Origin of the sequence: Ellagibacter isourolithinifaciens (assembly GCF_008831035.1) — a bacterium.
Taxonomy (GTDB): Bacteria; Actinomycetota; Coriobacteriia; order Coriobacteriales; family Eggerthellaceae; genus Ellagibacter; species Ellagibacter isourolithinifaciens.
The window spans coordinates 1-12,189 of record NZ_WAJR01000024.1 but is presented as its reverse complement, the minus strand read 5'-3'; the positions used below and the strand labels follow the sequence as shown (position 1 = coordinate 12,189).

Sequence of the window (12,189 nt, the reverse complement as noted above, 5' to 3'; positions counted from 1 at the left end):
AAACGATTGCGATTGAATTCGCTAATTCATATAGCGGTGGTAGTTATACGTGGTAACGCCCACTTGGTCAATAGGCTTTCGGGGAAAATCGAAATATTTTCTACTGACCTGCTAAAACGTCGATAACCGTTTATCTATTGCATCGATAAGCGGCGGGGAAGGCGAATCCGCGGCTGATTGCCGAAAAACTGGCTTTCTCATCTTTGGGATTGGTATCAAACTGTTAAACAACGCTTTCACCTGCGTAAATTATTGTTTACAGAACTCGTTTCGCCAATTGTGGAGCTTGCGTGAAGGAAAGGATGGCGTTACTATGGATACCGTTTAGATTGAGCTTGACCGACAGACGCATTCGCGTCGCGTTTGAAAGAGGGGCCATCATGAATTTGAGCTTCATTCCCGACAATCCGGGGATTATCGCCGGCATCGTTGCCGTCATTGTCATCATCATCGTCGCGTTCATCGCGAAGGGCTTCATCGACGAGCTCAAGAAGAAGTAGCCGCATCGCGTTGGCGAGCGGTCTGGCAGGGCATCGACGGCATTGGCGTTCGAGCCGCAAGCCGCAATTGCGCCTGCGCGCAGGGGAGATGAGTGAGCCGCCGATTGTCGGTCGCATCGCGCCTGTGAGGCGGGCTGGCCGTCGGCCGCACCGCGTTGCCCCGAACCCGTTCGGCGCGCGGCGACCGAGGCGCTCCTTCTTCCTGGGGCGCGCTTGCCGATGAAATTTGCGTATGCGAGCACCTGTGGCGCCCCCGCTCGGGGGCGTCGCTTATTATAGTGAGGTTTCAGCGAAAGCACGGATTGCGGGGCGCGGGCTCCGCAGTGGGGAATCCACGGGAAGGCGAGTATGTCCACGAATCGTCGAGGGCGAGGGGAAGCGCAGTTCAACGGGGGCGCGCATATGCGTGCGACCGCTCCTGCGCGCGCGGTTGCCCCTGCGCGGAAGCGGCGCTTCGGTCTTTGGACCGCGATCCTCGTCGTGGCCATCGTGGTGTTCCTTGCGGCTGCGTTCGCCTTGGGAAGCATCCTGCTCACTTATCACGAGGGCCAGAAATCCTACGACGACGTGGCCGACAAGGCGTTTCTCTCTGACTCTGCGCTCTCCGACGCGTCCAGCGCATCGCTTGCCGACCTCACCGTCGATTGGGATGCCCTTCTCGCGATCAACCCCGACACGGTCGGGTGGATCTTCATCCCGGGCACGAACGTGAATTACCCCATCGTCCACGCGCCCGAGTCGAATCCCGACAAGTACCTCACCATCGATTTCCAGGGCAATTCGGGCGGATGGTGGCTGCCTACCTACGGCACGCCGTATCTGCTGTCGTCGAATGCCGCCGACTTCTCGGACAAGAACAACATCGTGCAGGGCCATCACCTGCAGAATGGGGAAATGTTTGCCGCGATCGCCGATTTTGCCGACGCCGAGCAGTTCAACGAGCATCGCACGGTGTACCTGCTCACCCCGAAGGGCTCGTGGCGCCTGCAGTCGGTGTCGCTTGTCCACTGCAGCGGGTCGGAGTCCATCGTGCAGACGAAGTTCGAAAGCGATGCCGCCTTCACTTCTTACGTTGCCGACAAGATTAGCCGCAGCATTGTCGAGTGCGACCCGGCGGCGCCCGATGCGTCGGCCATTTCCCGCTTCTTCATGTTTTCCACCTGCGATAGCAACACAGATGCGCGCTACGTGCTGTGCTGTGTGCCGGTTGAATATGCCGCCGTCAATTCTTCTGGTACGGTGCCTGAAGGTTCGGCCGCGAACAATACGAACAATGCGAACAATGCGAACAACGCAAATGGCGGCAGCGGCGGGACGAGTATGGTCGATCCCAACGCGGCCGCGACAATAGACGATGCAGCAAAGGAGATCGTTTCATGAGCACTTCGATACTGCCGGGCGAACGCCCCGACCGCCTCGAAGAGGAATGTGCCGTGTTTGGCGTCTTCGCTCCTGGTGAGGACGTCGCGCGTATGACGTGCTTCGGCCTGCAGGCGCTTCAGCACCGCGGGCAGGAAAGCGCGGGAATCGCTGTGGGGGATGGCGAGACCATTATGGCTTCCAAGGACTTGGGCCTGGTCACACAGGTGTTTGACGAAGCGAGCCTCGCTGCGCTCACCGGCTTTGTGGCAGTCGGCCATGCCCGCTACTCCACTTCCGGCGCCGCGGCGTCGTGGGAGGCCGCCCAGCCCCATATCTCGGCAATCGACGAGACGCTCATAGCCCTCGCGCACAACGGCACGCTCGTGAACACGAACAGCCTGCGCGCCCGCCTGATCGATGACGGCATCCAGCTTCGCTCGGGAACCGACTCCGAGGTGGCGGCGAAGGCGATCGGCGACATTACCAAGAAGACTCATCACCTGCGCGAGGGCATTCGCTTCGCCATGGAGCACCTGAAGGGCGCCTACGCCATGGTGCTCGCAAGCCCCGACTGCCTCTACGCCTTCCGCGACCCGAACGGCATCCGCCCGCTGTGCATGGGCAAGCTTCCCGACGATCGCGGCTGGGTCGTTTCCTCCGAGACCTGCGGACTCGATATCGTGGGCGCGGAATACGTGCGCGACGTGAACCCGGGCGAGATCGTGCGTTTCAGCAAAGACGGCGTCACCTCCGAGCAGGGCGTGCCCGCCGGCCGCCGCGCGAGCTGCATCTTCGAGTACGTGTACTTTGCCCGCCCTGACTCGGTGATGGACGGTCAGTCGGTCTACCAGGCCAGGCGCAACATGGGCCGCATCTTGGCGCGCGAGGCTCCGGCCGACGCTGATCTGGTGCTCGGCGTGCCCGACTCGGGAATCCCCTCGGCCATGGGCTTCGCCTTCGAAAGCGGCATCCCCTACGCCGACGGCATCGTGAAGAATCGCTACGTGGGTCGCACGTTCATCCAGCCGACGCAGGCTATGCGTCAGCTGGGCATTCGCCTGAAGCTGAACCCGCTGCCGAGCGTCATCTCGGGCAAGCGCCTTGTCGTGATCGACGACTCCATCGTGCGCGGCAACACCTCCAAGAAGCTCATCGAGATGCTGCGCCAGGCGGGAGCCACCGAGGTCCACCTGCGCATCGTGAGCCCTGAGGTGCTCTGGCCGTGCTTCTACGGCATCGACACCGACACGCGCGACCAGCTCATCGCCGCGAACATGACCAACGAGGAGATGTGCGAGTGGATGGGCGCCGACTCGCTCGCGTTCATCAGCCTGCCCGGCCTGCGCGAGTCGCTTCCCGACGTGCGCGAACCTAGCTTCTGCGAGGCGTGCTTCTCGGGCGACTACCCCGTGGAGATTCCGCCCTCCACGGCCAAGAAGAGCTTCATGACCAAGGCGGATTTCGCCGCAGAGTACGCGCGCGAGAGTGAGAAAGCTGAGAAAACCCAGGTCACCCTGTAGTTGCTTGCAGGATGGGAACTTTTATGAGAAGGAGCGAAAAGTGAGCGAGGAAATCACCTACGCGGCGGCGGGCGTTGACACGGCCGAGGGCGCGCGAGCGGTCGACGCGATCAAGGAAACCGTGCATTCAACCTACCGCCCCGAGGTCGTGGGCGACATCGGCGGCTTCGGCGGCCTGTTCTCCATCGCGGCGGCGAAGGGGATGGAAGATCCGCTGCTCGTGTCGGGCACCGATGGCGTGGGCACCAAGCTCAAGGTGGCCCAGCTTGTCGGCAAGCATGGCACGGTGGGCATCGACCTTGTCGCCATGTGCGTGAACGACATCCTCGCCTGCGGCGCCGAGCCGCTGTTCTTCTTGGATTACATCGCGATCGGCAAGCTGCGCCGCGAGCATGTGGCGGAAGTCGTGGCGGGCATCGGCGAGGGCTGCCGCCAGGCGGGCTGCGCGCTCATCGGCGGCGAGATGGCTGAGCACCCCGGTGTTATGGACCCTGACGATTACGACCTGTCCGGCTTCACGGTGGGCGTGGTCGATCGCCCGAAGATGCTCGATCCCGAAAGCGTGCGCGAGGGCGATGTGCTCATCGGACTTGCGTCGTCGGGCTTGCACTCCAATGGCTACTCGCTCGCGCGCAAGGTGTGCGTGGAGGGGAAGAGCGCCGAGGAGCTTTTGGCCCCCGTTGACGCGCTCGACGGCAATTCGGTGGGCGAGGCGCTGCTCACTCCGACGCGCATCTACGTGAAGCAGGTGCTCTCCGTGCTCGCCGAGTGCCCCAAGGCTGTGCGTGCGCTTGCGCACATCACGGGCGGCGGTATCACCGAGAACCTCAACCGCGCGCTGAATTCTCAGGTGAACGCCCAGGTTGATCTAGGCACGTGGCCCGTTCCCGCCATCGCGAAGTACGTGTGTGAGGCAGCCGATCTCTCCGAGGGCCAGGCGCTCAAGACCTTCAACATGGGTGTCGGCATGATCTTGATCGTCGACCCCGACCGTGTGGACGAGGTCGAGGCCGCGCTTGCGAAGGCGGGCGAGACCACCTATCGCGTCGGGCGCATTGTCGCCGGCGCGGGCGAAGTGGAGTACACGGGCGAGGGAAACCTGTACGGCTACGAAGGGTAACTCTCTTGCTTGCCTGTTGATGGGAGGCAAGCCCGCTGCGGGGCGAGCTGAAGCGCTGTACGTGCCCACGTTCGGCACGTACAGCGGCGCTCGCAGCACGTGCTCCCATCTATCCAGATCTCACCCGTGATGCTTTTCGTTAAGCCTAGTGTGTAGGTGGGCCTCGCCACGCAGACGTCGCTGCTCTCCACCACGATCACGATGCTCGCCGCGCCGCTCGGTGCGCTCCTCGGCGCAGGAATCTCCCAGGGCGCTGGCAAGCTCGTGAACGTGGCCATGCCGTTCGCGGTGACATGGCTGCTCGCGAACCTGCAGCCGAGCGTCATCTACTTCGCGATCGTCGGTATTGCGGTCGTCGCTGCGATCGTCGTTGTCGCGGTCGGGCCCGAGACGCGCGCGAAGCGCTTGGGCTAGACGCCGTTCCTGCGCTACAATAGGCGGCTGGCGCGCATGGGGCGCGTCGGAAAAGACAGGGAAATAATCACTATGCCAGAGCAGAACACACCCGCCGCATCCGCGGCAACGCCCTCGCGCGAGCATTTCGCATCGCGTTTGGGGTTCATCCTCATCAGCGCCGGGTGCGCGATCGGACTGGGGAACGTGTGGCGCTTCCCCTACATCACAGGGCAGTACGGCGGCGCGGCATTCTTCCTTATCTACCTGGCGTTCCTTGTGATTTTAGGGTTGCCTGTCATGGTGATGGAGTTTGCGGTCGGGCGCGCGTCGCAGAAGTCGGCGGCGCAAGCGTTCGACAGGCTGCAGCCTTCGGGCACGTGGCACTGGTTCTCCTGGTGGGGCTATATCGGTTGCACGGTGCTCATGATGTTTTACACCACCGTGTGCGGCTGGATGCTCTCCTATGTGCCGAAGATGGCGTCGGGCGTGTTCAACGGGGCGGATGCGCAGATGACAGCGGCCGTGTTCTCTGACATGCTCGCCGACCCTGTGGGGCTTATCGCGTGGATGGTGGTGGCGGTCGTGGTCGGTGCGGTTGTGTGCGGCATGGGCCTGCAGAAGGGCGTCGAGCGCATCACTAAGTGGATGATGGCGACGCTGTTCGTGGTTATGCTCGTGCTGTGCGTGCGCGCGGTGACGCTGCCAGGCGCGGGGGAGGGGATCGCGTTTTACCTCGTGCCCGACTTCTCGCGCCTGTTCGCGGGCGTGACGCCAGCGGAGCAGTGGGCGACGTTCAGCGACGCGGTGTTCGCCGCTATGGGGCAGGCGCTCTTCTCGCTTTCGCTCGGCATGGCCTCGATGGAGATCTTCGGGTCCTATATTGGGCGCGAGCGCAGTCTTGCCGGCGAGGCCATCTCGGTGACCGCGCTCAACACCGTCGTTGCCGTCCTGGCGGGCCTTATCACCTTTCCTGCATGCTTTGCCTACGGTGTAAGTCCTGATCAGGGGCCGTCTCTTGTGTTCGTGACACTGCCTGTGGTGTTTGGGCAGATGCCTTTGGGCAACGTGTGGGGCGCGCTGTTCTTCGTGTTTATGAGCTTCGCCGCGCTTTCGACGGTGATTGCCGTGTTCGAGAACCTCATCAGCTGGTCGATCGACAAGTGGGGCATCACCCGTCGCCGTGCTGCCGCGATCACGGGCGTTCTCGTGCTTGTGCTGTCGCTGCCGTGCGCGCTCGGGTTCAACGTTCTTTCGGGCGTGACCGTCCCGGCGGTCGGTGACATCCAATCGATCGAAGACTTCATCGTGTCGAACAACCTGCTTCCCTTAGGCGCGCTGTTCTTCGTGCTGTTTTGCACGACGCGCAGGGGCTGGGGCTGGGAAAACTTTCTCGCCGAGACTAACGCGGGCAAGGGCGTGCGCTTCCCGGCGTGTGCGCGCCTGTGGCTGAAGTACGGGATTCCCGCGCTGATCCTCGTCATCTTCGTTTTGGGGTACGCCCCGAAGATCGCGGCATGGCTGGGGCTTGCAAGGTAGCTTTTGGGGTCGTGCGAATTTCGCAGGAAGATGCCTGCCGGGGTATAGCACTGCGCTCACGTTGTCGTCATCAATGCTAATCAGTTGACGCTTGCGCTTCTGCGGCGGAATCGGCGCGCCTTTTGCGTATACTGTTTGTTGCTGTGTCGCTGGGCCATTCTTTCGATGGCTCGGCTCATCTTGCGGAAAGGGCGGTTACGTGACCGACAAACTTAAGATTGGCGTGCTGCTTTCAGGCAGCGGAACGAACTTGCAGGCGATTATCGATGCGGCCGCCGAGGGTTTGCCCGTCGATATCGCGCTCGTCGTGTCGTCGCGCCCCGACGCGTACGGCATCGAGCGTGCTCATGCGGCAGGAATCCCCACGCTTGTGATGAACCGCGAGAAATACGCCGACGTGCTCGCCGCCGATGCGCAGATCGTCGAGGCACTTCGGGGGGCGGGCGCGGAATACGTGGTCATGGCGGGCTACATGCGCAAGGTGACCTCCGTCATGCTCGACGCGTTCCCCAATCGCGTGCTCAACCTGCACCCGGCGCTCCTGCCGTCGTTTAAGGGCGCGCACGCCATCGCCGACGCGTTTAACTCAGGCGTGAAGGTGACGGGCGTCACGGTGCATTTCGCGAACGCCGATTACGATAAGGGTCCTATCGTTGCGCAGCGCGCGATTGCAGTGGCCGAAAACGATACGCTCGACACGCTCGAGGCGAAGATCCACGACGTGGAACACGTGCTCTATCCCGAGGTCATCGGGCTGATTGCCGAAGGACGCGTCGCCGTCGATCCCTCCACGAACAAGGTTCGCATCAACTGATGGCAACTACGACGCCGGCCCTCTGCGCCGGCGTTGTCAAGTGCGGCGCCACCTCGCGGCGGCGTCGGGAACGCGATGCCGGCCCCAACACCGGCGTCGATGGCGCGACGCTTAAGGCACCTTAGCGGCGGCGTCGGGAAAACGGTTTGAAGAAAGGACAGCTCCATGAACAAGGCCGTGCTGCAATCCATCATCGACGACTTGAAGGCGGGCAAGACCCCGCTGCTTTCGACGGATGACTTCCCCTGCTTTTCCGCTGAGGCACTCGCGGGGAACAGCCACGTTGCCCCCGACTATCTCGACGTCATCGCGAAGAGCCTGACTGAGGCCGATATCCCCACGTTCGAGCGCGCCATCCGCGCCGTCGACGAGGGAGACCTGGCATGGCTCGGCTTCAAGGTGATCTACGACGCCGCCGAGGCGCAGAGAAACACCGACAATGAGGTCACCAAGAAGTACGGCGACCAGGGTTCCGCCGACGGCGAGCCGCTCGTCTTCTTCTGCAACGACGCGAAGGAAATCGTGTCCTCGCGCACGCCGAGCCCGCGCGATACGTTCCAGATGAAAGACGTCACGCGCGGCCCCTCGATGCACAACGAGCAGTTCGAGGGCCTGACCTGGCGCTCCGTTGCGCTGTTCGACCAGGTGCACGTGTGGCTTCTGGGCGCCTCCGACGTCGCGAGCGAGCTTTCCGCGCTCGCGATCCACGTCGGCTTCAAGGTGACGGTCGTCGACTACGACCCTGCCTACATCTCCGAGGAGCGTTTCCCCGACGCCGCACGCATCGAGCTTCCGGGCGACAATTTCGACGGTCTTGACGAGTACCATGCCGTTCCCGCCGATTACGTCTGCGTGCTCACGCGTGGGCACATGTTCGATCCCGAGTCGTGCGTGTGGGCGGTTCGCCACAACGTGCATTACGTGGGCATGATGGGCTGCAAGGGGAAGAACACCACGGTGCACGACCTTGTGACCTCGCGCGGCGTCACCGAAGAGCAGTGGGAATCCATCAAGCGCCCCATCGGTTTGAAGTTCGGCGCGAAGACGCCCGCCGAATTGGCGATCGCTATCGTCGCCGAGCTCATCGACGTGCGCTACAAGGAGCGCTACAGTGATGAGGCCCGCGAAAGGCACGAGCAGTCGCTTGGTCGATAGCGACTCGTCCTCCTGTTTTGCGCGAGGTGTGCGCTGGGCGTGAGGCCGCGCACCCTTAAAGAAGTTCCAATCCCTTGAGAGGAGAACATACATGGCTGATCCCAAAATCAAACGCGTCCTCATGTCGGTGACCGACAAGACGGGCGTCGTCGACTTCGCGCGTGCGCTGCACGACGAGTTCGGCGCGGAAATCATCTCGACGGGCGGTACCGCGAAGGTCATCGCCGAGGCGGGCGTCCCGGTGACCCCTATCGACGAGGTGACTCATTTTCCCGAGATGATGGACGGTCGTGTGAAGACCCTGCACCCGATGGTGCACGGCGGGCTTCTGGCGAAGCGCGACAACCCCCAGCACATGGCCGAAGCCGCCGAGCACGGCATCCAGATGATCGACATGGTCGTCGTGAACCTGTACGCCTTCGAGAAGACGGTGGAATCCGGCGCCGATTTCGGCACCTGCATCGAGAACATCGACATCGGCGGCCCGTCGATGCTGCGCAGCGCTGCGAAGAACTTCGAGAGCGTGGCCGTGGTCACCGATCCCGAAAGCTACGACGACATTCTCGCCGAGATGCGCGAGAACGGTGGCGCCACGAAGCGCTCGACCCGCGCTCGCCTGGCCCTGAACGTGTTCGAGACCACGAGCTCCTATGATGGCGCCATCGCCGACTGGATGTTCGAGCAGCTCGCCGAGGAGGACGACTCCCTCGAAGCAGAGGGCGAAGGCGAGTTCCCCGACTACTACGACCTGTACATGGTCAAGCAGCAGGGGCTGCGCTACGGCGAGAACCCGCATCAGGAAGCCGCCTTCTACCGTCTGCCCGACTTCGAGAGCGAGCACAGCCTCGTGAACGCTGAGCAACTCAACGGCAAGGAGCTTTCCTACAACAACATCCTCGACACCGACGCCTGCTGGTCGCTCGTGCGCGAGTTCGACGAGCCCGCCGTGGTCATCTTGAAGCACCAGAACCCGTGCGGGTCGGCCACTGCCACAAGCGTGGTTGCGGCCTTCGACAAGGCCTTTGCCTGCGATCCGAAGAGCGCTTACGGTGGAATCATCGCGGCAAACCGCGAGGTCACGAAAGACATGGTCGATCGCATCAACGAGAACCATCTGTTCGTGGAGGTGCTCATCGCGCCCTCGTTCGCGCCTGACGCGCTCGAGCTTCTGCAGAAGAAGAAGAACCTGCGCGTGCTCGCCACCGGCGGCGTCGACGCGCCTTCCGCGCTCGAGTTCCGCTCGGTCGACGGCGGCATCCTCGTGCAGGACGTCGACCGTGTCGCCGAGGACCCTGCCACCTTCACGGTGCCCACCGACCGCAAGCCGACCGACGAGGAGATGCACGAGCTGCTCTTCGCGTGGAAGGTGTGCAAGGGTGTGAAGAGCAACGCCATCCTCGTGTCGCGCGACCATGCGGGCATCGGCATGGGCCCCGGCCAGCCGAACCGTGTCGATTCCGCGCTCATCGCTTGCAAGCGCGCCCATGAGGCGTGCGAGCGCATGGGCGTGCCCGCGGAGGGCTTGGTGTGCGCGTCCGACGCGTTCTTCCCCTTCCGCGACAATGTGGACACGCTGTCCGAGTGGGGCGTGACCGCCATCATCCAGCCGGGCGGCTCGATCCGCGATGAGGAATGCATCCAGGCCGCCAATGAGCATGGCATCGCTATGGTCTTCACCGGGCATCGCCACTTCCGCCACTAGGGACAGGGACGAACCTCAACTGTGAAGTTCAGCATCAGAAATCTGCTGGTCGGCCTCGTGCTCATCATCGTGTTGGCGGTGGTGTTCTTGCGGGGCGACCAGCTGGCCGAGCTTGTCGAGACCATGCAGCGCGGTTCGACGATCCCGCTCGTCGCTGCCATTCTCACCCAGCTGTGCAAGTACGTCTCGCAGAGCTTTGCGTATTCGTCGTGCTTCCGCGCGGTGGGGGAGCATATGGCCCCGCGCGCCACGCTGCCGCTTGTGTTCGGCACCTTTTTCATGAACACGATTGCGCCGTCGCTCAACCTGGCGGGCACCACGCTCGTGGTCGACGACGCGCGTCGCCGCGGAATCTCGCCTGGTAAGGCGACGTCGGCGGCGCTGCTCATGCAGATCACGATCGACGGCGCCTTCTGCACCATCATGATCCTGGCGTTTTTAATCCTGCTGGTCACGGTGGGCCTTTCCCCCGTGTGGTTCCTTTTGGGCATGGTTGTGATGTTGCTCGTGGGCTGCATGATCGGCGTGCTCGTCCTGGGTCGCAAGCGCCCGGCGCTCATGCTGAAGATCCTGCGCCCCATCGAGCGGCTGGTGAATCGGGTTCGCGGCGTGTTCAAGAAGCCGCCGCTAAAGCCCTGGGTCGAGAACATCGCCTCCACGTTTTCCGAGGCGGCGGGCTTGATCGGCCACAGCCCGAAGCCCACGCTCAAGGCCTACGGGTGCTCGCTTATCGCGTCGACGTGCGAGCTGAGCTGCTTCGCGCTCGTGGGCGTGGCGTTCGGTGTGACGAGCCCTGAGGTTCTCATCTGCGGTTACGTGGTGGCGACGCTGTTCGCCATGATTTCGATTACGCCGCAGGGCGTCGGCGTCGTGGAGGCCGCGGTGGTCGTGGCGTTCACGATGTTCGGCGAGACGGCTGCAGCGGGCACGGCAATCGGCCTGGTGTATCGCGGCATCGTGTTCTGGATGCCGTTCTTGATCGGCGCCATCCTCATCCAGCGCACGAAGACCTTCCAGGGCGAGGGCAAGAAGGCCATGGAGGGCACCGAGAAGAACCGCCTGGAAGGCGCCGACAAGATGGCGAAGGAAATCGACGCGATGGTGCAGGCGGGCACCGGTGCCATCCCTCCTGTGTCCGAGCGCGAGGAGCCCCGCAAGCGCCGCAGCGGCGCCGATCGCCCCTCGCGAGGGAGATAGCCAGCGCATAGCGGGGCAACTTATCAAGGAGTCTAAGGAGAGCCTTTCTGTGGATTTCAACAAGCTGCTGGGTATCACCTTTCCCGAGGCGAGCGCCACGTTCGTGCGGGCGGAGCTTCCCATCACCGACGCCATCCGCCAGCCGTATGGCTTTGTGCATGGAGGCGCTACGCTCACGCTGCTCGAAGCGGCGGCGAGTCTCGGTGCCGAGTTCCATACCGATTTATCGCGCGAGCTGCCCTTCGGGGTGAACGTGAATGTCACGCATCGCAAAAGCGGCGTCGACGGCACGTTGCACGGTGAGGCGGCGTTCGATCGCGAGGAGACGAGCTCTAAGGGCTACCGCAAGCTGTTCTGGAACGTCTGCGCGCGCGACGATGGGGGTGACGTCATATCGGAAGGCGTCATCTTGTGCGTGGTCGTGCCGCAGCGCGTGACGATCGACAACCCGCATCTATCGACCGCACCGGCTCTTTCCCGCTAGGCCAATAAGCTCGCGGGCGGTGCGCCTGCCTAGGTAAACAAGCTCGCGGGCGGTGCGCCTGCGAGCAGAACTTGCATCTTCGCCCGCGGCGCGCCGGCATCACGGCGAAGGAGCTTTCTCTTCTCATAAAAAAGGGCTTGCCAAGCGAAGCCGTTATGGCAATACCTAACTTTTGCAGCCAAAGAGGGCTGTTCTCCTACGCTGAGCTGGGAGAACGGCCCTCTTTCTTGTGACTTTTTCCGGCGTGGTACGCCCTAGCTCCTCGGTTTCTTCACGTCCGCCATGATGGATCGGATCTGCCCGCGGGTGAGCACCTGGCGCGACAGGTCGATCCCGACGGCTCCCGCGAGCTCGTCGGTGAGGTCGGTCCGGTAGTCGAACAGGTAGAGGTTGCGGTCCATGA

11 protein-coding genes are annotated in these 12,189 nt (G+C 63.0%); all 11 read left to right on the top strand.

Going from position 1 to position 12,189, the window contains the following annotated elements:
* The first annotated feature begins 902 nt into the window (after positions 1-902).
* The 11 genes from F8C90_RS08480 to F8C90_RS08435 all read left to right on the top strand — a co-directional run bounded on the left by F8C90_RS08480 (position 903) and on the right by F8C90_RS08435 (position 11,786).
* Complete coding sequence (locus F8C90_RS08480; protein WP_170264611.1) at positions 903-1,880, top strand: class B sortase; 978 nt, start codon at positions 903-905, stop codon at positions 1,878-1,880.
* Positions 1,877-3,382 (top strand): amidophosphoribosyltransferase, encoded by a 1,506-nt coding sequence (gene purF / locus F8C90_RS08475; protein WP_158050088.1) that lies wholly within the window; start codon positions 1,877-1,879, stop codon positions 3,380-3,382. Before F8C90_RS08480 ends, purF begins: the two co-directional genes overlap by 4 nt.
* A 40-nt stretch (positions 3,383-3,422) precedes the next feature.
* Positions 3,423-4,502, top strand: coding sequence for a phosphoribosylformylglycinamidine cyclo-ligase (purM, locus tag F8C90_RS08470; RefSeq protein ID WP_158050087.1), 1,080 nt, complete (start codon positions 3,423-3,425; stop codon positions 4,500-4,502).
* A 156-nt stretch (positions 4,503-4,658) separates the two neighbouring features.
* Positions 4,659-4,916: a hypothetical protein gene (locus F8C90_RS08465; RefSeq protein WP_158050086.1), complete on the top strand. Its 258-nt coding sequence runs from the start codon at positions 4,659-4,661 to the stop codon at positions 4,914-4,916.
* A 72-nt stretch (positions 4,917-4,988) separates the two neighbouring features.
* Positions 4,989-6,434 carry a sodium-dependent transporter gene (locus F8C90_RS08460; protein ID WP_158050085.1) on the top strand — a complete coding sequence of 482 codons (1,446 nt, stop codon included), beginning with the start codon at positions 4,989-4,991 and terminating at the stop codon, positions 6,432-6,434.
* A 199-nt stretch (positions 6,435-6,633) separates the two neighbouring features.
* Complete coding sequence (gene purN, locus F8C90_RS08455) at positions 6,634-7,248, top strand: phosphoribosylglycinamide formyltransferase (protein ID WP_158050084.1); 615 nt, start codon at positions 6,634-6,636, stop codon at positions 7,246-7,248.
* Positions 7,248-7,373 carry a hypothetical protein gene (locus F8C90_RS11310; protein WP_281350330.1) on the top strand — a complete coding sequence of 42 codons (126 nt, stop codon included), beginning with the start codon at positions 7,248-7,250 and terminating at the stop codon, positions 7,371-7,373. Before purN ends, F8C90_RS11310 begins: the two co-directional genes overlap by 1 nt.
* 40 nt (positions 7,374-7,413) lie before the next feature.
* Positions 7,414-8,403 carry an XdhC family protein gene (locus F8C90_RS08450; protein ID WP_158050083.1) on the top strand — a complete coding sequence of 330 codons (990 nt, stop codon included), beginning with the start codon at positions 7,414-7,416 and terminating at the stop codon, positions 8,401-8,403.
* Positions 8,404-8,494: 91 nt separating this feature from the next.
* Positions 8,495-10,105, top strand: a complete 1,611-nt coding sequence (gene purH / locus F8C90_RS08445; protein ID WP_158050082.1) for a bifunctional phosphoribosylaminoimidazolecarboxamide formyltransferase/IMP cyclohydrolase — start codon at positions 8,495-8,497, stop codon at positions 10,103-10,105.
* Between the two features lie 21 nt (positions 10,106-10,126).
* A complete protein-coding gene (locus F8C90_RS08440) occupies positions 10,127-11,302 on the top strand; it encodes a lysylphosphatidylglycerol synthase transmembrane domain-containing protein (protein WP_158050081.1) in 1,176 nt (391 codons plus the stop codon).
* A gap of 49 nt (positions 11,303-11,351) precedes the next feature.
* On the top strand, positions 11,352-11,786 hold the full coding sequence (locus F8C90_RS08435; protein WP_158050080.1) for a PaaI family thioesterase: 435 nt from the start codon (positions 11,352-11,354) through the stop codon (positions 11,784-11,786).
* The last annotated feature ends 403 nt before the right edge of the window (positions 11,787-12,189 follow it).

Coding starts and splice junctions, on each gene's coding strand:
- purF (WP_158050088.1), top strand. CDS start 1,877: ATGAGCACTTCGATACTGCCGGGCGAACGCCCCGACCGCCTCGAAGAG.
- purH (WP_158050082.1), top strand. CDS start 8,495: ATGGCTGATCCCAAAATCAAACGCGTCCTCATGTCGGTGACCGACAAG.
- F8C90_RS08480 (WP_170264611.1), top strand. CDS start 903: ATGCGTGCGACCGCTCCTGCGCGCGCGGTTGCCCCTGCGCGGAAGCGG.
- F8C90_RS08450 (WP_158050083.1), top strand. CDS start 7,414: ATGAACAAGGCCGTGCTGCAATCCATCATCGACGACTTGAAGGCGGGC.
- F8C90_RS08460 (WP_158050085.1), top strand. CDS start 4,989: ATGCCAGAGCAGAACACACCCGCCGCATCCGCGGCAACGCCCTCGCGC.
- F8C90_RS11310 (WP_281350330.1), top strand. CDS start 7,248: ATGGCAACTACGACGCCGGCCCTCTGCGCCGGCGTTGTCAAGTGCGGC.